Annotated in this window: 26 protein-coding genes; 18 read left to right on the plus strand and 8 right to left on the minus strand. The window is 36.1% G+C overall.

Annotated features, from left to right (window positions below; genetic code table 11):
- Positions 1-55 precede the first annotated feature (55 nt).
- The 11 genes from kynU to Q0972_RS16615 all read left to right on the plus strand — a co-directional run bounded on the left by kynU (position 56) and on the right by Q0972_RS16615 (position 9,407).
- Entirely contained in the window at positions 56-1,330 is a 1,275-nt protein-coding gene (gene kynU, locus Q0972_RS16565; protein ID WP_299368169.1) for a kynureninase, read from the plus strand.
- A 37-nt stretch (positions 1,331-1,367) separates the two neighbouring features.
- Positions 1,368-2,789: an NAD(P)/FAD-dependent oxidoreductase gene (locus Q0972_RS16570; protein WP_299368018.1), complete on the plus strand. Its 1,422-nt coding sequence runs from the start codon at positions 1,368-1,370 to the stop codon at positions 2,787-2,789.
- 114 nt (positions 2,790-2,903) lie between these two features.
- Positions 2,904-3,308 (plus strand): RidA family protein, encoded by a 405-nt coding sequence (locus tag Q0972_RS16575; protein WP_299368021.1) that lies wholly within the window; start codon positions 2,904-2,906, stop codon positions 3,306-3,308.
- 30 nt (positions 3,309-3,338) lie between these two features.
- Positions 3,339-3,968: a DUF4240 domain-containing protein gene (locus tag Q0972_RS16580; protein ID WP_299368024.1), complete on the plus strand. Its 630-nt coding sequence runs from the start codon at positions 3,339-3,341 to the stop codon at positions 3,966-3,968.
- A gap of 1 nt (position 3,969) precedes the next feature.
- Entirely contained in the window at positions 3,970-5,409 is a 1,440-nt protein-coding gene (locus tag Q0972_RS16585) for an aldehyde dehydrogenase (RefSeq protein ID WP_299368027.1), read from the plus strand.
- Between the two features lie 103 nt (positions 5,410-5,512).
- Complete coding sequence (locus Q0972_RS16590) at positions 5,513-6,295, plus strand: SDR family oxidoreductase (protein ID WP_299368029.1); 783 nt, start codon at positions 5,513-5,515, stop codon at positions 6,293-6,295.
- Positions 6,296-6,394: 99 nt separating this feature from the next.
- Positions 6,395-6,886, plus strand: a complete 492-nt coding sequence (locus tag Q0972_RS16595; protein ID WP_299368032.1) for a 3-hydroxyanthranilate 3,4-dioxygenase — start codon at positions 6,395-6,397, stop codon at positions 6,884-6,886.
- Positions 6,887-7,008: 122 nt separating this feature from the next.
- Positions 7,009-8,094: an amidohydrolase family protein gene (locus tag Q0972_RS16600; RefSeq protein ID WP_299368035.1), complete on the plus strand. Its 1,086-nt coding sequence runs from the start codon at positions 7,009-7,011 to the stop codon at positions 8,092-8,094.
- A 60-nt stretch (positions 8,095-8,154) separates the two neighbouring features.
- Entirely contained in the window at positions 8,155-8,373 is a 219-nt protein-coding gene (locus tag Q0972_RS16605) for a hypothetical protein (protein WP_299368037.1), read from the plus strand.
- Positions 8,374-8,398: 25 nt separating this feature from the next.
- Positions 8,399-9,040 carry an O-methyltransferase gene (locus tag Q0972_RS16610; protein ID WP_299368039.1) on the plus strand — a complete coding sequence of 214 codons (642 nt, stop codon included), beginning with the start codon at positions 8,399-8,401 and terminating at the stop codon, positions 9,038-9,040.
- Between the two features lies 1 nt (position 9,041).
- Complete coding sequence (locus Q0972_RS16615; protein ID WP_299368041.1) at positions 9,042-9,407, plus strand: nuclear transport factor 2 family protein; 366 nt, start codon at positions 9,042-9,044, stop codon at positions 9,405-9,407.
- A 44-nt stretch (positions 9,408-9,451) separates the two neighbouring features.
- Here Q0972_RS16615 and Q0972_RS16620 read toward each other — a convergent pair whose 3' ends face one another.
- The 5 genes from Q0972_RS16620 to Q0972_RS16640 form a co-directional block, all read right to left on the minus strand.
- Positions 9,452-9,736 (minus strand): twin-arginine translocase TatA/TatE family subunit, encoded by a 285-nt coding sequence (locus Q0972_RS16620; RefSeq protein WP_299368044.1) that lies wholly within the window; start codon positions 9,734-9,736, stop codon positions 9,452-9,454.
- 76 nt (positions 9,737-9,812) lie between these two features.
- Positions 9,813-12,113: a M1 family metallopeptidase gene (locus tag Q0972_RS16625; RefSeq protein ID WP_299368047.1), complete on the minus strand. Its 2,301-nt coding sequence runs from the start codon at positions 12,111-12,113 to the stop codon at positions 9,813-9,815.
- Positions 12,114-12,176: 63 nt separating this feature from the next.
- Positions 12,177-12,680 carry a DUF6702 family protein gene (locus Q0972_RS16630; RefSeq protein ID WP_299368050.1) on the minus strand — a complete coding sequence of 168 codons (504 nt, stop codon included), beginning with the start codon at positions 12,678-12,680 and terminating at the stop codon, positions 12,177-12,179.
- 45 nt (positions 12,681-12,725) lie between these two features.
- Positions 12,726-13,538 carry a carboxypeptidase-like regulatory domain-containing protein gene (locus Q0972_RS16635; RefSeq protein ID WP_299368053.1) on the minus strand — a complete coding sequence of 271 codons (813 nt, stop codon included), beginning with the start codon at positions 13,536-13,538 and terminating at the stop codon, positions 12,726-12,728.
- Positions 13,525-14,310 carry a carboxypeptidase-like regulatory domain-containing protein gene (locus Q0972_RS16640; protein WP_299368056.1) on the minus strand — a complete coding sequence of 262 codons (786 nt, stop codon included), beginning with the start codon at positions 14,308-14,310 and terminating at the stop codon, positions 13,525-13,527. Before Q0972_RS16640 ends, Q0972_RS16635 begins: the two co-directional genes overlap by 14 nt.
- Positions 14,311-14,492: 182 nt before the next feature.
- Here Q0972_RS16640 and pepE point away from each other — a divergent pair, with 182 nt between their 5' ends.
- Positions 14,493-15,200 (plus strand): dipeptidase PepE, encoded by a 708-nt coding sequence (pepE, locus tag Q0972_RS16645; protein WP_299368059.1) that lies wholly within the window; start codon positions 14,493-14,495, stop codon positions 15,198-15,200.
- Here pepE and Q0972_RS16650 read toward each other — a convergent pair.
- Complete coding sequence (locus tag Q0972_RS16650) at positions 15,197-15,622, minus strand: GNAT family N-acetyltransferase (RefSeq protein WP_299368062.1); 426 nt, start codon at positions 15,620-15,622, stop codon at positions 15,197-15,199. The genes pepE and Q0972_RS16650 overlap by 4 nt on opposite strands.
- 118 nt (positions 15,623-15,740) lie before the next feature.
- Between Q0972_RS16650 and Q0972_RS16655 the strand changes: the two genes are divergently transcribed.
- Positions 15,741-16,508 carry a M48 family metalloprotease gene (locus tag Q0972_RS16655; RefSeq protein ID WP_299368065.1) on the plus strand — a complete coding sequence of 256 codons (768 nt, stop codon included), beginning with the start codon at positions 15,741-15,743 and terminating at the stop codon, positions 16,506-16,508.
- 47 nt (positions 16,509-16,555) lie between these two features.
- Here Q0972_RS16655 and Q0972_RS16660 read toward each other — a convergent pair whose 3' ends face one another.
- A complete protein-coding gene (locus tag Q0972_RS16660; RefSeq protein WP_299368068.1) occupies positions 16,556-16,951 on the minus strand; it encodes an ankyrin repeat domain-containing protein in 396 nt (131 codons plus the stop codon).
- 264 nt (positions 16,952-17,215) lie between these two features.
- Between Q0972_RS16660 and gpmI the strand changes: the two genes are divergently transcribed.
- A complete protein-coding gene (gene gpmI / locus Q0972_RS16665; RefSeq protein WP_299368071.1) occupies positions 17,216-18,733 on the plus strand; it encodes a 2,3-bisphosphoglycerate-independent phosphoglycerate mutase in 1,518 nt (505 codons plus the stop codon).
- A 43-nt stretch (positions 18,734-18,776) separates the two neighbouring features.
- Entirely contained in the window at positions 18,777-19,184 is a 408-nt protein-coding gene (locus Q0972_RS16670) for a BT0820 family HAD-type phosphatase (protein WP_299368074.1), read from the plus strand.
- Between the two features lie 2 nt (positions 19,185-19,186).
- Here the strand turns inward: Q0972_RS16670 and Q0972_RS16675 are convergent, their stop codons facing one another.
- Positions 19,187-20,452 (minus strand): acetyl-CoA hydrolase/transferase C-terminal domain-containing protein, encoded by a 1,266-nt coding sequence (locus Q0972_RS16675; protein WP_299368077.1) that lies wholly within the window; start codon positions 20,450-20,452, stop codon positions 19,187-19,189.
- 124 nt (positions 20,453-20,576) lie between these two features.
- On the opposite strand from Q0972_RS16675, the gene map reads away from it, so the two are divergent.
- The 3 genes from map (at position 20,577) to Q0972_RS16690 (ending at position 22,023) form a co-directional block, all read left to right on the plus strand.
- Positions 20,577-21,395 carry a type I methionyl aminopeptidase gene (map, locus tag Q0972_RS16680; RefSeq protein ID WP_299368080.1) on the plus strand — a complete coding sequence of 273 codons (819 nt, stop codon included), beginning with the start codon at positions 20,577-20,579 and terminating at the stop codon, positions 21,393-21,395.
- Complete coding sequence (locus Q0972_RS16685) at positions 21,392-21,715, plus strand: cupin domain-containing protein (protein ID WP_299368083.1); 324 nt, start codon at positions 21,392-21,394, stop codon at positions 21,713-21,715. Before map ends, Q0972_RS16685 begins: the two co-directional genes overlap by 4 nt.
- A 98-nt stretch (positions 21,716-21,813) precedes the next feature.
- A complete protein-coding gene (locus Q0972_RS16690; protein ID WP_299368086.1) occupies positions 21,814-22,023 on the plus strand; it encodes a GxxExxY protein in 210 nt (69 codons plus the stop codon).
- Positions 22,024-22,034 lie beyond the last annotated feature (11 nt).

The following is a 22,034-nucleotide window of genomic DNA, read 5'->3' on the forward strand; positions in this document are numbered from 1 at the left end:
TATCCTACCTATTAAATCCTTATTTTTGTTACAAACCGATAAAAACAATCTTACATTGTCCGACTACAAACTTGGTCTAGAATACGCTCAACAACAAGATGCATTAGACGAATTATCAAGCTATAGGCAACAATTTCATATTCCAAAAGATAAGGAAGGAAATGAACTTATTTATCTATGCGGTAATTCGCTAGGACTACAGCCAAAATCTACAAAAGACTATATCAATCAAGAGTTAGACGATTGGGCAAATTTGGGTGTCGAAGGTCATACCCATGCCAAAAATCCTTGGATGCCATATCATGAGTTTTTAACCGAAGCCACGGCAAAGTTAGTAGGTGCAAAACCCATTGAAGTAGTCACCATGAATTCGTTAACGGCCAATCTTCATTTTATGATGGCGTCGTTCTATCAGCCTACAAAGGAGCGCTATAAGATTGTTATTGAAAGTGATGCATTTCCATCCGATAAATATGCTGTAGAATCTCAGTTGCGTCATCATGGCTATGATGATAAGGAAGGATTGATTCTTTGGAAACCAAGAGCAAATGAAGAGTTGTTACATTACGAAGATTTAGAGCAAATCCTAGAAATCCATGGTCGTGAAATTGCCCTAATCATGATCGGTGGAGTCAATTACTATACAGGTCAGTTTTTCGATTTAAAACGCATTACAGCACTAGGTCATAACTATGGCTGTGTGGTTGGTTTTGATTGTGCTCACGGTGCAGGAAACGTTAATTTGGATCTTCATAATTCTGGTGCCGATTTTGCGATATGGTGTACTTATAAATATTTAAATTCTGGGCCGGGAAGTCTATCGGGCTGTTTTGTACACGAGCGACATGCCTACAATAAAAACTTGAATCGCTTTACAGGATGGTGGAGTCACAATAAGGAAACACGCTTTAATATGCGCCATGAATTTGATGTATTACCAGGAGCTGAAGGTTGGCAATTGAGCAACCCACCAATTCTATCAATGGCAGCTATAAAAGCATCACTAGATATGTTCAATGAAGTGGGTATGGGAAAGCTTGTTGCAAAATCCCGAAAGCTTACGGGCTATTTTGAGTTCTTATTAAAGAATTTAGGCGAAGATGTCATCCAAATCATAACACCCGAAAACCCTGATGAACGTGGTTGCCAGTTATCCATTCAAGTGTTGAATGCAGATAAATCATTGTATCAAAAATTAACAGCCTCTGGAGTTATAAGTGATTGGCGAGAACCCGACGTCATAAGATGCGCTCCTGTACCTTTATACAATTCATTTGAAGATGTCTATCAAATGGTTGAAAAAATGAAAGACATATTAAACAATAACTAAATGTCACCTTGATCGCAGTCGAGGTGACGGAATAACAATGAGTAATAAAAAACAAAACATATTGATTATCGGAGGAGGGCTTTGTGGAAGTCTTCTAGCTTTACGATTAGGTCAAAGAGGGTATAATGTCACAGTATACGAGATGCGCCCAGATTTACGCACCACAGATATTTCTGCTGGCCGTTCTATAAATTTGGCATTTTCGGATCGTGGTAACAAAGCCATGAAACTCGTTGGCATTGAAGACAAAGTGAAGAAACTTTGTATCCCTATGAATGGACGTATGCTCCATGATAAAGAAGGGAATACATTCCTATCAAATTATAGTGGTAGAGACTATGAATATATCAATTCAATATCCCGAGGAGAACTTAATGGTTTATTACTCACGGAAGCTGAAAAGCATAAAAATGTGAGTATTCATTTTAATAAAAAATGCTTGTCGGTTGATTTTGAAAAAACCACAGCACTATTTCAAGATTACCATACCAAAGATGAATTTATTGAAGATGCCGATTGTATCATTGCTACCGATGGCGCAGGTTCTGCATTGCGACAGAGTTACTTTTTAGAAAAAAAATTCCTCTTCAGTTTTTCCCAACAATGGTTAACCCATGGTTATAAAGAATTGAGTATTCTTCCTAACGAAGACGGCAGTTATAAAACCTATAAAAATGCTTTACATATCTGGCCAAGAGGAGATTTTATGGTAATTGCGCTACCTAATTTAGACGGTAGCTTTACGGTAACCTTGTTTTTGAGTTTTGATGAGGGTGAATACAATTTTAATAATCTCACCACACCCGAAATCGTTACCGAATTCTTTGAGAAAGAATTTCCAGATGCCTTAAAATTAATGCCCAATCTTGTTGAAGACTTTTTCGAAAACCCAACAGCCCCTTTAGGCACTGTTAAATGTTCACCTTGGCATTACAAAGGCAATACTTTGCTCATGGGAGATTCAGCACATGCCATTGTTCCGTTTTATGGACAAGGCATGAATGCTTCATTTGAAGATGTCGTGGTCTTTGATGAAGTGTTGGACCAGCATGAAGGTAACCTGCCTGACGGCGAGGCAGGTTGGGAAAAAGTGTTTTCAGAATATGACAAAATCAGAAAGAAAGATACAGATGCCATTGCGGATTTGGCCATTGATAATTTTCATGAAATGAAAGATCATGTGGCCAACCCTATTTTCCAAGAAAAACGAAAAATTGAAATGGCTCTAGAGAAAGAATTCCCAGAAGATTATTCTTCAAAATACAGCTTGGTGACCTTTAACGAAGATATAGGTTACAGAGAAGCTATGATAAGAGGAAGGGCGCAAGATAAAGCTATATTAAATATGTTATCAGATGGTGTGATTTCCACAGAAGATGACATCAATGATATTTTAGATAAAGTAAAAACTGAAACTGAAGCAATTTTGGAGGATGACAAAATTGCTGGATTACAGTGACGTTTTTGTCATTCCGCACGGTTCCACTGAGCGTAGTCGAAGTGTGATGCGGAATCCATTATAAATCGAAGTCAAATCAAAAAGATTCCTGCTTTTGCAGGAATGACAACTATTATGAGTAACAAAACCGTAACACCAAGAGGAGCTTATCCACATGTAAAACAAGTAGGAGATTTTATTTTCGTTTCTGGCACAAGTTCTAGACGACCAGACAATACTATTGCTGGCGTCGACATCATAGATAAGATGGGTACCAAGCGTTTAAATATTGAAACACAAACCCGTGAGGTACTTCAAAACATAGATAAGAATTTACAAAAAGTTGGGGCTTCGTTAAAGGATGTTGTTGATGTGACCTCTTTTCTAGTAAACATGAACGATTTTGCAGGTTACAATAAGGCCTATGCCGAGTTCTTTGATGCAGCAACTGGTCCTGCAAGAACCACAGTGGCTGTACACCAGTTACCACATCCGGATTTGGTGGTGGAGATTAAAGTGATGGCTTATAAGAAACAATAAAATGAAGTTTTTATTTCTTTTTTGTTGATTATGTTACAAAATTCATGTTCTGAAGATCAAGATAAATTGCAAGACAAAAAACAAGCTACAATGGATGACATCTCAAAGTTGGGTAAAGTTTATGAAATGTTAGATGAGGATATTTTCTGGTATATTGTTGATAAATCAGTTACTGAATCAAATTCTCAGGAGGAACAAGAGAAAATCCTTATCAATGAGATAACTAAACTTCCATTAAAAGATATAATTGGATTTAGATTAAGGACAGATAAACTGCTATTTGACACCTATAATTCCGAAATGTGGTGTGCAGGATATCTAATGAATCAAGGGTGTTCTGACGATGGTTTTGAATATTTCAGGAATTGGATAATTTCAAGAGGAAAAGAAACTTATTACAACGCAGAGACCAACCCAGATTCGTTGATAAGCCAGATTGAACATAAAGCATATGGCTTTTATGAATTTGAGGGATTCTGGTATGTAGCTTTAGAAGCTTTCAAAACGAAAACCGGACAAGAGTTATACGATTACATTGATTATGACAATTTTAAAACAAGGGAGGGCAATTACCCTAATTTTGAGTTTACTTGGAAAGAGAAAGAACCTGAATCTATGAAAGCCATATGCCCAAAACTTTACAAGGAATTTTGGAATTAAAATGAATATTAAAAACTACATAAACGGCAATTTTCAAAATCCAATCTCCAACGAATGGATTGATAACTATAATCCTTCAAATGGTGAGGTTTATGGAGAAATTCCCAATTCATCCAAAGCCGATGTTGAAGAGGCTTACAAAGCCGCAAAATCTGCCTTTAAGCAATGGTCACAAACGACGTTGGAAGAACGTAGTCGTATCCTCATAAAGATTTCAGAATTATTAGAAGCCAATTTACAACGCTTTGCTGAAGCCGAAAGCAAAGACAACGGCAAACCGGTAGCTTTAGCAAAAGCAGTTGATATTCCAAGAGCGGCGAGTAATTTTCGATTTTTCGGTAATGCCATTACCCAATTTGCAAGTGAAAGTCACGAGTCTGTTGGGCAAAATGCTATCAATTACACATTGCGTCAACCCATAGGTGTTGTCGGTTGTATTAGCCCTTGGAATTTACCCCTCTATTTATTCACTTGGAAAATAGCACCTGCACTTGCTGCGGGAAATTGCGTTGTTGCAAAACCTAGTGAAGTCACACCTATGACAGCATACTTATTGGGAGAAATATGCAATGAAGCTGGGCTACTTAAAGGTGTATTAAACATTGTTCACGGTTTGGGCACAACGACCGGACAAGCTATTATTGAGCATCCAGATATTAAGGCTATTAGTTTTACAGGTGGTACGGCAACTGGTGCGCACATTGCCAAAGTTGCTGCCCCTATGTTTAAAAAACTATCTCTTGAACTCGGCGGAAAAAATCCAAACATCATATTTGCCGATTGTGATTATGAAGATATGTTGAACACAACCGTTCGATCGTCCTTTGCTAATCAAGGACAAATCTGCCTATGTGGAAGTCGCATCTTTGTGGAAGCTACTATATACAAAAAGTTTAAAACTGATTTTGTAGAAAAAGTAAAGCAGCTAAAAGTCGGTCACCCTTCAGATTCAAAAACAAATATTGGCGCATTAGTCTCTAAATCACATTTAGAAAAAGTAAAAGACTATATAAAAATTGCAGAGGAAGAAAATGGCGTCATCCTTTGCGGAGGTCAGGAAGTAAATGTCCAAGGCTATGAAAATGGTTATTATCTAGAACCAACGGTAATTGAAGTTCCAACGGATGAGTGTCGTGTTAACCAAGAAGAGATTTTTGGACCTGTGGTAACCATTATGCCTTTTAATTCTGAAGAGGACGTCTTGCAAATGGCTAATAAGGTAAAATATGGACTGTCGGCTACACTTTGGACCAATGACCTAAAACGGACCATGCGAATGAGCAATCAATTACAAGCAGGCATTGTTTGGGTGAATACTTGGATGATGCGCGATCTACGTACACCATTTGGTGGTGTAAAAGCCTCAGGCGTAGGGCGTGAAGGCGGTTTTGAAGCCTTGCGATTTTTTACTGAACCTAAAAATGTGTGTATTAAGTATTGAATTGTCATTGCGAGAATCCTGATAGCTATCGGGAGACGTGGCAATCTCTGGGATTAAAAGAAATAATTAATTAAAAGATTCCTGCCTACGCAGGAATGACAATATGGATTTACAATTAAACAACAAAAACGCTCTCGTCTGCGGAAGTACAGCAGGCATTGGCAAAGCCACAGCTTTTGCATTGGCCGAAGAAGGTGTAAATGTCACCTTAGTGGCGAGAAATGAAGAGAAACTTAAAGCAACTTTAGCTGAATTGCCTCAACATCGCAACCATGATTATATTGTTGCTGATTTTTCTAATCCAAAAGAATTAAAGCAAAAGATTGAAGCTTATGTAAAAGCATACCATGGCTTTCATGTCCTAGTCAACAACACAGGTGGACCTGCTGGTGGGCCAATATTTTCTGCAAAAGTTGAAGAATTTGAAGCTGCATTCACCCAACATTTAAAATGTAACCATGTATTAGTTCAAGCTTTAGTTCCTTATATGAAAGACGAAGGCTATGGCAGAATAGTAAACGTCATTTCTACCTCAGTAAAACAACCGCTAGATGGTTTGGGAGTGAGCAATACCATAAGAGGTGCCGTAGCAAATTGGAGCAAGACTTTAGCCAACGAATTAGGCCAATTTGGAATCACAGTAAACAATGTACTTCCAGGCGCAACTGCTACAGAACGGCTAGCACAAATCATTAAAAATAAATCTACCAAGACAGGAAAATCAGAAGAAGAAGCTTCAGATGCAATGAAAAACACGGTTCCGGCGAAGCGTTTTGCTCAACCTGAGGAAACCGCAGATGCTATTACATTTTTAGCGAGTGCGCGTGCGTCATATATTAACGGAATTAACTTACCAGTTGATGGTGGACGCACAAAAAGTTTGTAACTTTATAGCGCTTGTTATTCCATATATCATTTGGAATTCAATTCTGATCAGAAGTGTAATTAAAAAAGATTCCTGCTTTCGCAGGGATGACAAAGTATTATGAGTAAAATATATCCACCCGTTAATTTCAAAGCATGGATTGAAGAAAATCGTCATTTGCTAAAACCACCTGTAGGTAATAAAGTCGTCTGGAAAGATGGTGATTTTATAGTTATGGTCGTTGGCGGACCAAATAGTCGTAAAGATTATCACTATAATGAAACCCCTGAATTTTTTTATCAGGTTGAAGGAGATATCGTTTTAAAAGTTATAGAAGACGGCAAACCTAAAGACATTCATATTAAGGAAGGTGATATTTTTTTATTACCACCAGGAATACCACACTCACCACAGCGTGGTCCTAATACCGTTGGTTTAGTTATTGAATATCCAAGACCTGAAGGTGTAAAAGACAAATTACAATGGTATTCTGAGGAGAATGGAAATTTATTATATGAAGAAGAATTTACTCTAGAAAATATTGAGACTGATATGCCTGCAATTTTTGACAGATATTACAATAAAATAGAGAAACAAAATTCTAACGAGTGAGGACAAATCACGAAATCACCTAAAAAGGTGAAGATTGATGGTTTATATCATTCCTGCAAAAAGTAGGAATTTAAAAAATTACAAACTACTAAGAAATTCTTGTTTTACAGGAATGATATACAATGAATAGAAAAAAGTTAAGAATAAACGGCCATTCTCACCTTCTTCCTTATCCTGAGGAAATCCCAGACTTTATGAGAGATAAAGGTATTTTCTGGGTAGATAAGGATCGTAAATTTATGCTTCAAAAAGATTGGAATCGTCCTATTACGGATTCCAGCTTCTTTTTAAATGAGAAGTTGGCGTGGATGGACCATTTTAAAATAGACCATGCTGTTGTATTAAACCTATCCCAACTTTATGGTAATGGTCTACGGCTTGAAGAAATGAAGCAAGCACTGCGATTTCAGAATGATTTTAATGCGCGTATACAACACAATCATCCAAGTAAGTTTACTTGTGGCTTTGTAGTGCATCCAGGTTTTGTTCGTGGAGCTTGTTGGGAAATTGAGCGTTGTGTAGAAGAATTAGGCCTACAATTGTTATGCTTGCCGACCCATTACATGGATACCATAGGGACTTGGCGTTGTATTTTTGACGAGGAAAACGAACCCATTTTTGAACTCGCGGACAAATACAATCTAGCGGTAGAAATTCATCCCTACGATGGCGAGAAGTTTATAAAATTAGAAAATACCTCTTGGCGCTTCCATCTTATTTGGATGCTTGCCCAATGTGCAGATGCTTATCACTTTTTAACACTTAATGGCTACTATGAAAAGTATAAAAATATGCGTATTTGCTTTGCGCATGGCGGACAGTTGGCACAAATAAATCTCGGAAGACGTATCCAAGGCTTTGATGGACGACCAGATCTTTTTGAAGGCAAGAGGCATCCCAGAAAAGCTGTTGGTCATAAAAATATATTCTTCGATACTTTGGTTCACGACACGGGCTCTTTGGAATTGCTTATTAAAAATCAAGGCTGTAAACAAGTCTTAATGGGCTTGGATGATCCTTATCCCTTAGGAGAAATGGAAAGTGCTAGGCAATCCTCATATCCAGGGAAAATTTTAGACTTAGCCATAGACCGAAACATTATTTCTGAGAAAGAACGCAATGCCATTTGGGAAGACAATGTCGTTCAATGGCTATGTGGTGACGATGAACGGGCAAAAAAAGAGTTAATTACCCGGATTACTTCTTAAAGCCTTGATGTTAGATTTTTATATCTATATTTAGATTCTAAATCATCAACTATTTATTTTATGAGAAAAATTGGTTCTTACATAGCAATTATAGGTCTTGCATTAATATTGCTTCCTTTCATAGGCTTAACCATTAGATTCACAGATTGGATCTACAATTGGGGAGAAGGCGTCGCTTGGGCCATAAAAATAGGTCTTGTAGTTGTAGGTGTGATCATGTTCTTTATGGGTAAACCATCCCAACAACAACCTGCATCTGAAGAAGAGGCGGCAGAATAATTTCATTCAATAATCTCATCAGAATATGTATTTCTTGCCAGAAGCCTTAGACAATTATATTATTGCCCATTCTGAGCAAGAGCCTGAGTTATTGCAACAATTAACTCGCGAAACTTATCAGAAAGTATTACAGCCTATTATGCTTAGTGGGCCTTACCAAGGAAGAGTACTAAGTATAATATCTAAGCTTATACGCCCTAAATCTATTTTAGAATTAGGAACTTTTACGGGTTATTCTACGCTTTGTTTGGCAGAAGGATTAACCAATGACGGACAAATCCATACCATAGATATAAATGAAGAATTATATGATTTTCAAAGAAAATATTTTGATAAATCTGGTTTTGGATCTCAAATTATTCAACATGTTGGCAATGCCTTGGATATCATTCCGACATTAGCCAAGACTTTCGACTTGGTTTTTATAGATGCCGACAAACCTAATTACAGTCATTATTTCCATCTCACTATTGACAAGCTTAATCCAGGCGGTATCATCCTATCGGATAATGTTTTGTGGTACGGAAAAGTTATTGAACCAACGGAAGAAAAAGACATATCGACAAAAGCTGTTGTGGAATATAATACACTTTTAAAAAATGATGATAGGGTCGAAACTATCATTTTACCCATACGAGATGGATTGACTATTAGCAGAAAAAAATAAAATGAACAGAAAAGATATTGCCAAAGAATTTTTACAATTAGCAGGAATGGGGCATGTTAAAGAAGCTTTTGACAATTTAGTTTCAAAAGACTTTATACACCATAATCAATACTTTGAAGGTACGAGAGAAGCACTACAAAATGCTATGAGTGATGCCCACTTAACTGATCCTAATAAAAGTATTGAAGTAAAGAATATCTTTGAAGAAAATAATATTATTATTACTCATAGTTTAGTGCACAAGGCTACAATGGATATTGCTGTTGTGCATATTTTTAAGTTTAACGCAGACCATAAAATAACTGAACTCTGGGATCTTGGTCAGGTTATCGAAAAAGATTCACCTAATAAAAATGGTCTGTTTTAATAAAAAATCGCTTTAAAAGGAAAGATTTAAGGACAATATGAGTATTACATCTTACGCTTAACCGAACCCGTAAAATCCTCTAAATCGTCTTTTACTTTATTAATTTCTTCTTGAATTTCTTTGGCAGCATCAGTGTCTATAAGGTTGCTTTCCTTAGCGCTTTTGGTTACTTCGTGCTTAATGTCGTTGGTAGCATCTTTCAAGGTTCGCATCCCTTTACCCAAACCTCTTGCTATTTCTGGTAATTTATCAGCACCGAATACCAATACTACGATAAATAGTATAAATACAATTTCGGTTCCACCTATAAAAAGAAATATTGGTTGCATCACGTTGCAAATATAATCAGTTTCACTAAAAAAGCCGACTGATTAAAGCCGGCTTAATATTAACACTAATTAAAAATTAGTTCTTGATTTTGTTTTTAAACTTATCGAAATCGCTCTCTTTTACCTCTCTTGGCCATGCGTTATTAGATGTATCAATATCTGCTGTCTCCAGATCAGGATCTACTGTAATTGATACTATTTCCTTGTCACTGGCAATGGCTCTTCTTACCTCTTTGTCATTAAATCTCCATATTTGAGCAGGATAAGTAATTTTTTCTTTAGAACCGTCTTTGTATTCGTACTCAACGATTAAAGGCATTACTAAACCTCCAGGCTTATCAAAAGTTACCTGATAAAAGTATTTAGGCGACTTTTTCATGTTCTTTTGCTGCTCTGGTGTAAAATTATCCATAATGTATTCTTTAACCGTAGGCATATCTTCCATAGCAACACTATTTTTTATAGCATCATCAAAACCTTCTTCACCTTCACCAACAAAGTATACCAAAGCGTTTGGATCAATATTATAACGCTCGGCTATCTGCTTACCTTTAGTATTAGGATTATTGGTTACTGCATATTTCTTTACTTCCTTAATACCAATATCTGTATAATCCGTGGTATAGAACCACCCTCTCCAAAACCAATCTAAATCAACTGCAGACGCATCTTCCATAGTACGGAAAAAATCTTCGGGTGTAGGGTGTTTAAACATCCAACGATTTGCATATTCTCTAAAGGAATAATCAAAAAGTTCGCGTCCCATAATGGTTTCTCTTAGGATATTAAGGCCTGTCGCTGGTTTGCTGTAAGCATTGCTGCCAAATTGGTAGGTATTAAGACCTTTGGTCATAATTGGCGCAATGTAATCTTGATCGCCTCCCATATATCTCACGATATTCTTAGCTGGCCCCCTACGAGATGGGTATTTATCCTGTCCGGGAGATAATGCACTTGGATACCACTCACCAAAATCCTGTTCGGCTACATATTGCACAAATGTGTTCAATCCTTCATCCATCCAAGTCCATTGACGTTCGTCACTATTTACAATCATAGGAAAGAAGTTATGACCAACTTCATGTATTATTACGCTTATCATTCCATACTTAACTCTATCTGAGTAATTACCGTCTTTATCTGGTCTTCCATAGTTCCAACAAATCATTGGGTATTCCATTCCTTGATTTTTGGCATGAACCGAAATTGCTTTATGGTAAGGGTAATTGAACGTCATACGAGAGTATGATTTTAACGTACTGGCAACGGCCTTTGTTGACCATTCTTCCCATAGGGGGTTCCCTTCTTTCGGATATAAGGAAACTGCCATTACATCTTTATCACCAATTTTAACAGCCATCATATCCAAAATAAACTTTCTAGATGTAGCAAAACCAAAATCTCTTACCATTTTAGCCGATAACTTCCATGTCTTTGTTTTTTTGCTTTTTGACTTCTCAGCTTTTTCAGCTTCTTCTTGAGTTACAATCATCACAGGCTCATCATATGACTTTTTTGCCTTTTTGTAACGCTTCATCATTTCTTTAGAAAAAACCTCTTCTCTATTTGTTAACACCCCTGTACCATCTAAAATGTGATCTGCAGGTACGGTAATATTTACGTCAAAATTTCCAAACGGTAAAGCAAACTCATCTCTTCCCCAAAACTGAGAATTTTGCCAGCCTTCAACATCATTATAAACTGCCATTCTCGGATAGAATTGTGCAATAACATAAGCTCTATTATCATCTTCAGAAAAATACTCATATCCAGACCTTCCTCTTTGATTTACGTGATCGTTAATATTGTACCACCACTTTATTTTAAATGAGAATTGATCTCCGGTCTTCATCGGCTTAGGTAGCTCTACACGCATCATGGTACGATTTATGGCATGCTTTAAGTCTTTTCCGTTTACATCCTTTACATGCTCTATATTAAATCCACCATCAAAGCGTTCTCTTAGATACGTTTTTGCGGCAGTTGAAGGAAAATTAGCTGGACTAATATCAGAACTATTTATCAATGGTGTTTTAGAATCCTTTGCACGCATATTCTGATCTAGCTGAACCCAAAGATAAGTCAGCACATCTGGTGAATTATTAGTATATGTTATCGTTTCATCTCCGTATAATCTAGCATTTACATCGTCAATTTCGATGTTCATTTTATAATCTGCTTGTTGCTGGTAGTATTCTGGACCCGGTGCTCCAGAACCTGTTCTAAACATATTTGGTGTAGCAAATTCGTCATATAACTGCTTGAATTTATTTTCATTGGTATGCCCAGGCTTACGTTCTGGCTTTATTTCATTTTGTGCGAAAGCTGTAGTAGAAATAAATAGGAAAGTGTAAAAGAAATACTTTAAAGTCTTCATTTTGCGATAGAAATTTTTAAAATGTGGTCGAAAATAGCCAATTTCTATGGCTTCAACAGATTTTTAGTTAAAGTTTAACATGCATTCCTCATTGCCCATTATCAAAAGAAAACTCTTGTTCTTATTTTTCATCTTAATCCTTACTATATTTTGCTGTTGATTAAAAACGTCGAATAAAATTTTATTTGTTAATTTTATGGATTCCACATTGGGTACATTACTTATCTCTAAGTAGCAATACGCTATATCCTCTTTATATTCTTTTCCTAAAAAATTAAACCGTTCAATTTTATCGTTGATACTAATATTTAATTTATCAGATAAATAGCGTTGCAAATAGTCATCAACCATCATGGAATCACTATCAGGATCTAGTGTAATTGTTTCGTCATACCGTTTACGCAATAGTTCTTCCAAATCATCAATAAAAATTTGACTAATAATCTGAACGGATTTGTCTTTTTCTGAATAGCCTATTTGTGTTACGCTCACATAATACTCGTGTTTCTTATTATATGACACTAACAATAAGGAAACCAAAACAATAAGGATTAGTTTAGACTTCATGCTTTCAACTCAGTTTTTTCTCTTTAACCAAAAAGTATTCCAAAATTAATCATTATCATTTAACTCCCTATTTTGACGATAAACTATTAGCTTTTGTTGCAAATACTCTAAGAGCTTTATTTCGTTATTTTCTTCGCATAAAGTCAAAAAGTTTTCATCTTCTTGAGAGAACAAAAAATATTCATTTCTTAGGTTTTTTGCCAAAGTATCTTTCTCAAAAATTATGGATTCGTAATTCGATCGCAGTCTATTGATACATTTATCCCTATCGTCTAATTCTACAATGGTTTTTAGCTTCTTTGTTCTTCCACTTATTTTGTTTAAGAGTTTATGGAAATTGACCCCAAGGCCTCCTCCAAATGGGCCTCCCATAATTGATCCCCAAGAACCGCCATCGGCATCATGTAACTTACGTTCATTCTGTGTTAGTGGCAATTTTGTATTTCCTGGAATACCCAAGTCGTAAAAATTAATATCGGTTTTGGCATCGGAGTTCTCAATATCAGATTGTAAACTACCCGTTAATATATTACCTACTATAACTTTATCTAGGGCATTAATTTTTTCTACGAGTAGAATTGATATTGCTTCTTCATCTTCATTGGACTGTGTAACAACGACCTCTTTATTTTCATATTTTAGACTTGAAACGAACAGTGTATCTTGTGCCTTAGCAAGAATAATGAAGCTTCCATCTTCGGAAGAGATAGCAAATTTAGAGGCTGTTTTATTCAAAATATGAATACCCTCTACCTCATCGCTTGCGATGAGCTGGCCTTTAATTTCTTTTCGTTGGGCTTGTAATATAAAAATCGAAAACAGAGCAACAAGACCACAAATTAGATTAGTCGTCTTCACTTTTGGTTTTCAAAAAAGATTTACTTAGCTGTGTAATACGCTCTAAAAACTGAAGCTCTTTGTCTTTATCTAATAATTTAGCATCAATACCTTCTTCCTCAACATAATCGATAAATGCCTCAACTTGTTCTAGAGGAATATTAAAATTGGTATTTATATAATTGACACTGTATTTATCCAAAGCTTCTTTAAAGGGTGTTTTATTTATGGCTTTTTCTCCATTTGTTTTGGAATCACCGGTATCTACATCTACAACTTGGCTAACTATAAAACCAGCTAGATTGACGATGTTAAGCATATTCTCTACACGAGGATTGTTTTCATTAAAAGCTACATTTTCTGCTCTCGTTTTGAAATCGGCAGAAAATTCAAAATCCTCAATATGGTCTAAGCCAAAATAAACATAATCCAAACTCACGTTATAAGTCCTTACATTCTCTAAATCTGCATTGATATTCCCCGTTAATCCAAAAGGCAATAATACCACTTCATCTAGCTTATTAACCTCTTCTACTAGTATAACCGTTAGTTTCTTTGACTTTAATACATCTTCGGTAATGGTTATTTTAAAATCCTTGAATTGAAGTGCCCTAAATTCTATGATATCGTTGAGTGCTACTTCTATTTCAAAATCTCCATTTTCATCGGTAACAGTACCTTTATTAGAGGATGTATTATAAACCGTTACGCCTTCTTTATCTTCAGAAGAAACGGCTATTCTCCCATTTATTGTAACTCTTTCCACCTCTTGTCCATAAATAGAAATGGTCAAAAAGGAACAAATTATAAATATAAAGTTTCTCATATTGGTCTTATAGTTCTATAAATTTCGTTGATATTCTCCACTTCTCATAAAAATCTGCTGATAAATCTTTGTTAAATAGTTATTCACTTTAAGCCTAGTTATTGTAAAAGATAACATTTACTTTTACAAAACATTATATGATTTAAAAGATGAGATCGATAATAATTGCAAGTACCTCAACAATCCATGGTAGTGAACCTCTTGAATATCTTTTAGATGAGCTAAAGATTCATTTTAAATCGGCTAGTAAAATATTGTTTATCCCTTATGCTAGGCCCGGTGGTATATCTCATGAAGACTACACGAAAAATATTACCAAAGCTTTTAATAAGATTGAAAAATCTGTAATAGGACTCCATGAATTTAATAACCCAAAAGAAGCTATAAAAAATGCCCAAGCCATCTTTACTGGTGGCGGAAATACCTTTGTCCTTGTTAATCAATTATATAAGAATGATGTTTTGACCGCTATTAAAGATGCTGTTAATAGTGGAACTCCTTATTTAGGTACGAGTGCTGGAAGTAATATTTGTGGCCTAACGATGAGCACCACCAACGATATGCCTATTGTATATCCACCCAGCTTTCAAACACTTGGTTTAGTACCTTTTAACATCAACCCCCATTATCTAGATCCTAATCCAGATAGTACTCATATGGGAGAAACCCGAGAAACACGTATCAAAGAATTTCATGCTTTTAACACGCAACCCGTAGTTGGTCTCAGAGAAGGGAGTTGGATAGATGTAAAAGGCAAACAGCTAACCCTTAAAGGCAATCTGGATGCTAGAGTGTTTGAATATGGTAAAACGCCATATGAAATAAAACCTAACTCTGATCTATCCTCATTAAATTAAAGCCGCTTTAAAAAGTGATAGCCCAAGATTTCGTAGCCTTCGTTATAATAAAACTTGTGTGAAGGATAATTCTGTACGTAGGTATTAAGCTCCATGGACTGATAACCTTTCCTTTTTACATAAGTAGTAATCCAATCCATAAATTGCTTGCCCAACCCTTTACTTCTATACTCTGGCTTTATATAAACATGATCTAATTCTACGGACTTTCCTATATAGTGTCTTGTGCAAAACCAAAGCCCTGTAACACCTATTACTTCATCACCATCGAGAATAACGGCACATTCGTAATTTTGTTGACCCATTTCATCAAAGCGTAATTTTAAGACTGCTCTGCTCACTCTATGCTCGTTTAATTCATAAACTAAAGGAATTATTATATCTAAGCTGCTATTAGGAATTATTTTGAATTGATAGCTCATTACCACTACTTTTTGTTTTTATAAAAATAAAACATTAAAGTTTTGACAGCAAAACCGATGACTTTTCAAGAAAAATTGTGTCAAACTTTTGTACATTTAACATACTAAGACAATCATCATGAGAAGAGGTAATTTTAAAGTTAGAATTTTAATTGCATTGGCTGTCGTAGCCTTTGCATTTATAAGAAAATGCAGTCAGGAGGAAATAAATCCATATACTGGCAAAAAACAGGCTATATCTTTATCACCCGAACAAGAAATCGCTATAGGTTTACAAAGCGCACCTGGCATGGCACAACAGCATGGCGGATTACACCCAGACAATCGCTACCAAGCTTTAGTTGATGATGTAGGCAATAAACTAGTTAATAGTAGTATTGCTAAAGACACACCTTATAAATACGAATTTCACTTACTGGCTGACGAACGCACCATTAATGCTTTTGCTTTACCAGGTGGCCAAATATTTATTACCTACGCTTTGTTTTCTAAACTTGAAAATCAAGATCAACTCGCTGGTGTGTTAGGTCATGAAATTGGTCACGTTCTAGGCAAACACTCTAACGAACGTATTACCAATGCTAATTTCTGGAAAGTCATAGCCATGGGAAGCTCGGCCATTGACATGGGAGGAGTAGCACAACAATATGGGCAAGGCCAACTTCTAAAAAATGGCAGAGGTGACGAATTGGAAAGTGACGAATTAGGTGTAAGGTTTATGATTGATGCTGGTTATAATCCAGAAGAGATGATTGGCGTTATGAAGATTTTGAAGGCTGCTGCTGGGCCAAATAGAGTTCCTGAATTTCAAAGTACACACCCAGATCCAGAAAATCGTATAGAAAAGATTAGAGAAGCCATTAGAAAATACAAAAATGCGTCTTAAAATTAAGACGCATTTTCCAATTAACTAACTCAAATAATTGTCTTTAATTAGACAGTTTTTCTTTTAAAACGTTTCAAAAACTGTGCTGCATCCTTAGCTTTAGATTGCTGTGCATGGCCTAAAGCAGTAAATCCTAAGTCGCAAGGCTTGTGAACATCAGCACCTGCTGTAATTAATACTTTAATTACTTCTACTCGATTATACTTAGCTGCATAATGAATCGGTCCCATACCATTAGATTTGGCATTAACATCAGCACCTTGTTCTATTAAAGACTTTACAAGGTCAATGTTACCAGTCGCTACAGCTTTGCATAACGGACTTACTTCTACAGTTTTAACAGTTACATCAATACTCTCTGAAGTTAAAATGTCATTTTTTGCATTTAAACTACTAATTGAAAAGCCTAATGCTAAGGCTAAAATAAACGCTGTTTTTTTCATGATGAATGATTTTTGATTTAAGTGATTGTTTTTTTTGATTATACCAAAGAGACGACAAATGTTTTAGTTTGTTACACTTTAAAAAACGAAATAACATACATTTAACGTTATGAAAACAAATCTGTTAAGGCTTTCATAAAAAAATACTTTTATGTAATAATCTGAATAATAAAGCTTAAAACATAAATAACATGTAAAATTTTTGGAATACAAATCTGTTGTAGTATACTAAGTCTTATATTTGACCGTATTAAATTTCAAAACATGAATAAGAAAGTAATCTTAATGATTTTAGATGGGTGGGGGAAATCACCAGACCCAAAAGTTTCTGCAATCGACCACGCAAATACACCATATATTGATGCTCTATATACAAAATATCCTAATGCAAGTTTAAGAACTGACGGCCTTCATGTAGGCCTACCTGAAGGACAAATGGGAAACAGTGAAGTTGGCCATATGAATCTTGGGGCTGGCAGAATTGTCTATCAAGATTTGGTGAAGATTAATCTAGCGGTAGAAAACAAAACCCTTCAAAAAGAACATGTATTGAAAGAAGCTTTTGAGTATGCAAAGGAAAATGACCAAAATGTACACTTATTAGGTTTAGTTAGTGATGGAGGGGTTCACTCTCATATCAATCATCTATTTGGTCTTTTGGATGCTGCCAATGAATTTGACCTGAAGAACGTTTTTGTACATGCCTTCACAGATGGAAGAGACGTTGATCCAAAATCTGGATATGGCTTTATTTCAGATTTAGAAGAACATATAAACAAAACCACTGGAAAATTGGCTTCCGTAACTGGTCGCTATTACGCCATGGATAGAGATAAACGATGGGAACGTGTTAAGCTAGCCTATGACGCCATTGTTGCAGGAAAAGGAACAACGACGACAAATGTGTTAAAATCCATACAACAAAGCTATGAAGAAGATGTTACGGACGAATTTATAAAACCCCTCGTTATAGTTGATGAACAGGTTAAGCCTATTGCTACAATTGATAAAAATGATGTTGTCATTTTCTTTAATTTTAGAACCGATCGTGGTCGTCAGTTAACCCAAGCTTTATCACAAGAAGATTTTCATGAATACAACATGCAAAAACTAAATCTTCATTATGTAACAATGACCAATTATGATGATAATTTTACAGGCATCCATGTGGTCTTTAATAAAGAAAACTTAACCGATACACTTGGAGAAGTATTAGAAAAGCACCATAAGCAACAAATCAGAATTGCAGAAACCGAAAAATATCCACATGTCACCTTTTTCTTTTCAGGTGGACGAGAAGAACCATTTGAAGGCGAAACAAGAATCTTAAGAAATTCACCAAAAGTTGCAACCTATGATTTAAAGCCCGAGATGAGTGCCTATGAATTACGTGATGCTTTGATTCCTGAATTACAAAAAGGAGACACCGATTTTGTATGTCTAAATTTTGCAAATGGCGATATGGTAGGCCATACTGGTGTTATGGAAGCCGCAATTAAAGCGTGTGAAGCTGTAGATGAATGCGTAAAAGATGTTGTAAATACGGCTCTAGAGAATGATTATACTACCATTTTAATCGCCGATCACGGCAATTGCGAAACTATGATCAATCCAGATGGCACACCACATACAGCCCATACAACCAATCCAGTACCAATCATTTTAATAGATAAGGATTTAAAAACAATAAAGGACGGTATTCTAGGTGATATAGCGCCAACGATCTTAAAGCTTATGGGCATAGAAAAACCAGAGACTATGACCCAAAAGAGCCTTGTTTAAATTGTGCATTGTTGTAACTTTGCTTCTTAATTGAATTGATAGCATGAATTTTCAGGATAGATTAATTATAGCAGTAGATTTTGATGGTACCATAGTAGAAGATGCCTATCCCAAGATTGGGAAAACAAGAATTTTTGCTTTTGAGACCTTAAAACGCTTACAACAAGATGGGCACAGACTTATACTATGGACCTATAGAAGTGGTACCAAATTAAAAGAAGCTGTTGACTTTTGTAAAGAAAACGGTATTGAGTTTTATGCCGTGAATGCTAGTTTCCCAGAAGAAAAATTCGATTACAGCAGAAGTCGTAAAATTCATGCCGATCTCTTCATCGATGATCGAAATATAGGAGGTGTTCTCGGATGGGGAGAAATCTATCAGATGATCACCAATGAGGAACCAAATATTAAACGCCCAAAAAAAGGGGGCCTTTTTGGTTGGCTTAAATAGTATTACATCAGCTCAAAATAAGCTTTATCGATTGTTTCCCTATGGTCTGGATGTGCAATTTCCACTAAGGCCTTAACGCGCTCTTGTATGGTTTTTCCATACAGGTTAGCCACACCAAATTCTGTTACTACATAATGAACATGTGCTCTCGTTGTAACTACACCTGCGCCAGGCTTTAAAGTTGGTACAATTCTACTAATTCCATGCTTAGTTACTGACGGTAAAGCAATGATGGCTTTACCCCCTTCACTCAATGATGCACCTCGTATAAAATCCATTTGACCTCCTACTCCAGAATACATCTTAGAACCTATTGAATCTGCACATACCTGACCTGTAACATCAACCTCAACAGCAGAATTTATGGCGACCATTCGTGGGTTTTGTTTAATAATCGACACGTCATTTACATAATCGGATGAGCGCATCTCTACAAAAGGATTATCATCAACATAATCATACAGACGCTGAGAACCCATTAAAAAAGTAGCTAAAGCTCTTCCTGGGTTAACACTCTTATAATTACCATTAATCACATCCTTAAGGATAAGATCGATAACGCCATCGGAAAACATTTCAGTATGTAATCCTAAATCCTTATGGTTATGCAATCGTGACAACACAGCATTTGGAATATTCCCTATTCCCATTTGCAGGGTACTTCTATCTTCAATTAGCCCTGCAACGTAATCACCAATTTTTGTTTCAACTTCGGTTGGCTCTGTGACAGGAAAAGCAGGTAAAGGCTCATCAACTTCAACAAAGGCATCAATCTCTGTAACGTGAATAATACCATCTCCAAAAGTTCTTGGCATTTGCTTGTTAACTTGTGCAATGACGTGGTCAGCATTATCAATAGCTGCTAAAGTCGCTTCTACAGACACGCCCAAGGAACAGTATCCGTGCTGATCTGGTACGGACACATGGATCAACGCCACTTTAACGTCAACAATATTGCGCTTAAACAAAAGCGGAACTTCACTTAAAAAAACAGGGGTATAAGAACCGTTACCTGCTTTTAAGGTATGTCGTACATTTCTACCAATGAAGAAAGAATTGACATGAAAACTATCTGCATACTCCGGATTGGCGTAAGGAGCTTCACCTTCTGTGTGTAATTGGCAAATTTCAACATTCCTCAATTCCTCATGCCTATCGGCTAATGCTTTTACCAAAACTGATGGAACTGCCGCTGCAGCCTGTAGATATATTTTATCGTTAGATTTTACGATTTTTAAAGCTTCTTCCGCACTTACTGGTGTATACATTTTCTTAGTTTTTATTTGACAAACTTAATGCTGAAAAGGTAGAAAAAAACTGTCTTTTATCATGTTTTTCAAAAATTAATTAATCGTTATAATTATCTATATTTGTGGATCAATTCACAATGTCATGATTATCGTAAAAACCAGTGAGGAAATTGAATTAATGCGTCAAAGTGCACTTGTTGTATCTAAGACTTTAGGGATGTTAGCTAGTGAGGTTAAAGAAGGGGTTACTACCAACCATTTAGATACTATTGCAGAAGAATTTATTAGGGATCATGGTGCCTTACCTGGTTTTAAAGGACTATACGATTGTCCTTCTACATTGCTTTGTAGCGTTAATGAAGCTGTAGTTCATGGATTACCAACTGATAGACCATTAGAAGATGGAGATATTGTATCTATAGATTGTGGCGCTTTAATGAACGGCTTTTACGGAGACCACGCTTATACCTTTGAGATTGGTAATGTTGATGAAGCTACTAAGAAGTTGATTAGAATTACTAAAGAATCACTATATGCAGGCATTCGTCAGTTGAGGGTTGGTAATCGTGTTGGTGATGTTGGTTATGCAATACAACAATATTGTGAAGCAGAAGGCTATGGTGTTGTGCGCGAATTGGTGGGTCATGGTATAGGACGTAAAATGCACGAAGACCCAGAGATGCCCAATTATGGAAGACGTGGCCGAGGAAAGAAACTTATAGAAGGTATGGTTGTTGCCATTGAGCCCATGATAAACATGGGGACACATAAAGTGAAGCAACTCAAAGATGGTTGGACGATAGTTACCCAAGATGGTAAACCTAGTGTTCATTTTGAACATGATGTCGCTATCGTCAATGGTCAACCCGAAATTCTTTCTACATTCGCTTATGTACACGACGCCTTAGGAATCAGTTCAGATGAAGAGAACGAGTTTAGACAGAATGCTTTAGTACTATGATAGTCGACCAGCGTATTTTGGATATTAAGCCTAAAGAAATCGTTAAAGGCTACAAAGCGCGATTTTTACACACTAATGCTGTTACTATCGCCTTTTGGGAAGTTGAGCCAGATGCGGAATTGCCAATGCACAATCATATACATGAGCAAGTTTCACAAATCCTGGAAGGGGAATTTGAAATGACCATAGATGGCATTACTAAAATCCACAAACCGGGTTCTGTTTTGGTAATCCCATCTAATGTGCCTCATAGCGGCAAAGCTATAACAGCCTGTAAAATTTTGGATATATTCAGCCCTGTTAGAGAAGATTATTTATAATTAGCAAGAACTATCTAATCAATACACTACTAAATAGATTTTACCTCTGTTTATTCTTATATTAACACAAATTTTACTAATTCCCCAAATTTATATTTATGTCCAACATAATATATAAACAAGAATCCTACTTTGTTATAGGCTTATGCATGGAAGTACACAATATCCTTGGAAAAGGCTTTAGCGAAGGTGTTAGTTCGAGCCATATAAAACAAACATTGAATTATGTAGCCGTAAGTAAACTTAGGTTGGGAATAGTCGTTAATTTTGGTGAAGACAGCCTAAACTATGTAAGAGTGATTCTTTAAAATTAGTGTCA

Origin of the sequence: Winogradskyella sp. (assembly GCF_028282165.1) — a bacterium.
Classification (GTDB): domain Bacteria; phylum Bacteroidota; class Bacteroidia; order Flavobacteriales; family Flavobacteriaceae; genus Winogradskyella.

Bases quoted from the DNA above. Each gene is read 5' to 3' on its own strand.
- Q0972_RS16570 (WP_299368018.1), top strand. From the start codon at position 1,368: ATGAGTAATAAAAAACAAAACATATTGATTATCGGAGGAGGGCTTTGT.
- Q0972_RS16575 (WP_299368021.1), top strand. From the start codon at position 2,904: ATGAGTAACAAAACCGTAACACCAAGAGGAGCTTATCCACATGTAAAA.
- Q0972_RS16580 (WP_299368024.1), top strand. From the start codon at position 3,339: ATGTTACAAAATTCATGTTCTGAAGATCAAGATAAATTGCAAGACAAA.
- Q0972_RS16585 (WP_299368027.1), top strand. From the start codon at position 3,970: ATGAATATTAAAAACTACATAAACGGCAATTTTCAAAATCCAATCTCC.
- Q0972_RS16590 (WP_299368029.1), top strand. From the start codon at position 5,513: ATGGATTTACAATTAAACAACAAAAACGCTCTCGTCTGCGGAAGTACA.
- Q0972_RS16595 (WP_299368032.1), top strand. From the start codon at position 6,395: ATGAGTAAAATATATCCACCCGTTAATTTCAAAGCATGGATTGAAGAA.
- Q0972_RS16600 (WP_299368035.1), top strand. From the start codon at position 7,009: ATGAATAGAAAAAAGTTAAGAATAAACGGCCATTCTCACCTTCTTCCT.
- Q0972_RS16605 (WP_299368037.1), top strand. From the start codon at position 8,155: ATGAGAAAAATTGGTTCTTACATAGCAATTATAGGTCTTGCATTAATA.
- Q0972_RS16610 (WP_299368039.1), top strand. From the start codon at position 8,399: ATGTATTTCTTGCCAGAAGCCTTAGACAATTATATTATTGCCCATTCT.
- Q0972_RS16615 (WP_299368041.1), top strand. From the start codon at position 9,042: ATGAACAGAAAAGATATTGCCAAAGAATTTTTACAATTAGCAGGAATG.
- Q0972_RS16620 (WP_299368044.1), bottom strand. From the start codon at position 9,736: ATGCAACCAATATTTCTTTTTATAGGTGGAACCGAAATTGTATTTATA.
- Q0972_RS16625 (WP_299368047.1), bottom strand. From the start codon at position 12,113: ATGAAGACTTTAAAGTATTTCTTTTACACTTTCCTATTTATTTCTACT.
- Q0972_RS16630 (WP_299368050.1), bottom strand. From the start codon at position 12,680: ATGAAGTCTAAACTAATCCTTATTGTTTTGGTTTCCTTATTGTTAGTG.
- pepE (WP_299368059.1), top strand. From the start codon at position 14,493: ATGAGATCGATAATAATTGCAAGTACCTCAACAATCCATGGTAGTGAA.
- Q0972_RS16650 (WP_299368062.1), bottom strand. From the start codon at position 15,622: ATGAGCTATCAATTCAAAATAATTCCTAATAGCAGCTTAGATATAATA.
- Q0972_RS16655 (WP_299368065.1), top strand. From the start codon at position 15,741: ATGAGAAGAGGTAATTTTAAAGTTAGAATTTTAATTGCATTGGCTGTC.
- Q0972_RS16660 (WP_299368068.1), bottom strand. From the start codon at position 16,951: ATGAAAAAAACAGCGTTTATTTTAGCCTTAGCATTAGGCTTTTCAATT.
- gpmI (WP_299368071.1), top strand. From the start codon at position 17,216: ATGAATAAGAAAGTAATCTTAATGATTTTAGATGGGTGGGGGAAATCA.
- Q0972_RS16670 (WP_299368074.1), top strand. From the start codon at position 18,777: ATGAATTTTCAGGATAGATTAATTATAGCAGTAGATTTTGATGGTACC.
- Q0972_RS16675 (WP_299368077.1), bottom strand. From the start codon at position 20,452: ATGTATACACCAGTAAGTGCGGAAGAAGCTTTAAAAATCGTAAAATCT.
- map (WP_299368080.1), top strand. From the start codon at position 20,577: ATGATTATCGTAAAAACCAGTGAGGAAATTGAATTAATGCGTCAAAGT.
- Q0972_RS16685 (WP_299368083.1), top strand. From the start codon at position 21,392: ATGATAGTCGACCAGCGTATTTTGGATATTAAGCCTAAAGAAATCGTT.
- Q0972_RS16690 (WP_299368086.1), top strand. From the start codon at position 21,814: ATGTCCAACATAATATATAAACAAGAATCCTACTTTGTTATAGGCTTA.